Origin of the sequence: Piscicoccus intestinalis NBRC 104926, assembly GCF_001515525.1 — a bacterium.
GTDB classification, from domain to species: Bacteria; Actinomycetota; Actinomycetes; order Actinomycetales; family Dermatophilaceae; genus Kineosphaera; species Kineosphaera intestinalis.
This window is the reverse complement of sequence record NZ_BCNQ01000293.1, coordinates 1-1497: the sequence shown is the minus strand read 5'-3', so window position 1 is coordinate 1497 and position 1497 is coordinate 1. Positions and strand designations below refer to the sequence as shown.

1 protein-coding gene is annotated in these 1497 nt (G+C 69.3%); it reads right to left on the bottom strand.

The genetic code is table 11. From position 1 onward, the window contains the following. Nucleotides 1-28 precede the first annotated feature (28 nt). On the bottom strand, nucleotides 29-1375 hold the full coding sequence (locus PINTE_RS21305; protein WP_245643103.1) for an ISL3 family transposase: 1347 nt from the start codon (nucleotides 1373-1375) through the stop codon (nucleotides 29-31). Nucleotides 1376-1497 lie beyond the last annotated feature (122 nt).

Genomic DNA, 1497 nt, shown 5'->3' with positions numbered 1-1497 from the left:
TAACGGGCTCTTCGGATTTGAGTGTGGGTCATAGGTTGAGTCCTCCGCCGATGAGGAGCATTCGGAGGCGGTAGTTGTCGCGGTTTCGGAAGCCGCGGGCGATGCGGCGGTGGAGTTCGATGAGGCCGTTGATCGCCTCGGTGCCGCCGTTGGACGCGCCGCGGGTTTCGAAGTAGGCCAGGAACGCGGCCCGCCAGGTACGCAGTGTCCTGCCCAGGCGGGCGATCTCGGGGATGGGGCAGCTGGGGAAGGTCCGGGCGATCCAGCGTGCCTGGCGGCGGGCCTTCTTGGGGTCTTTCTCGTGGTAGACCGCCCGTAGCTGTTGGGCGCACTGGTAGGCGATCGCGACTTCCTCATGGGCCTCGTGCGCGGCTAGCGCGACGTCCAGCCGTCGCTGCTGGCTGGGCCTGAGCCGTTCCGCGCCGGCGCGCAGGAGGGTGCGGACCCCGTACAGCGGGTCCCCGCGGCGGCCGCGGTGTCCCAAGGTTTCTTGTTGGACACGGCGGCGGACCTCATCGACAGCCTGGGTGCCCAGCTTGACGACATGAAAGGCATCCAACACCGCGGTGGCGTCGGCGAGCTTGTCATCGATGGCGTTCTTGTACCCGTGGAAGGGGTCCAAGGTGGCGACCCTGACCCGACGACGGAACGCGGCGCCGCGCTGGTCGAGCCAGTCACTGTAGGCGGCGCGGGTGCGGCCCGGGACCAGGTCGAGCAGGCGCGCCCTGACCTGCCCGTTCTCATCACGGCTCAGGTCGACCATGCCGGTCAGCTCCTTCGGGCCGCGCCCACGGCCACCCGGGGCGGGCGCCCGGGTGTCGACATGGTGCCAGATGTGCTCATCGACGCCCAAGGTAGTGACCCCGGCGAAGCGGGACTGGTCCTGATCCGCGGCATCCAGCAGCGGCCGGATCGAGTCCCACACGGTGTGCCAGGACGTGCCCAGCCGGCGCGCCAGCCCGTGCACCGATGCGTTCTCCCGGCGCACCTGGGCCACGGCCCACCAGCATGCTCGTGCCGTCAGCAGGGCCTTCGGACCAGCGACCCGCTGGTCCTGCTCCACGAACGAGCGCTTCACACAGTCCGGGTCAGGGCACCGCCAACGGCGCTTGCGCCAGGTGATCCGTACCGGTCGCCCGAACGCCGGCGCGTCGACCAGCACGATGTTCACCCGGCCGTGACCGACCGCCACGACACCACACACCGGGCACCCCATGACCCGCGCCGCGGACTCCACCACGACCTGCACGCCGCCGCCGTCCCGGTCGCTGCGATCGACCTCGAGCACATGCAGACCCGGCAGATCAACCAGCAGATCACACCGACCGCAATAGCGGCCAGGTACAGCAGGGCAGCACAGCGTAGGCTCGGGCATCGTCGAGGTCCTCGAGGCAGGAGATGTGGAAGTCCTCTGATCCTCGGGGGCCTCGACCCCATCCCCGGCTCAAGCAAGACTCACCGGCGCGTCGAACCACCCACAGTCAAGTGCGAAGAGCC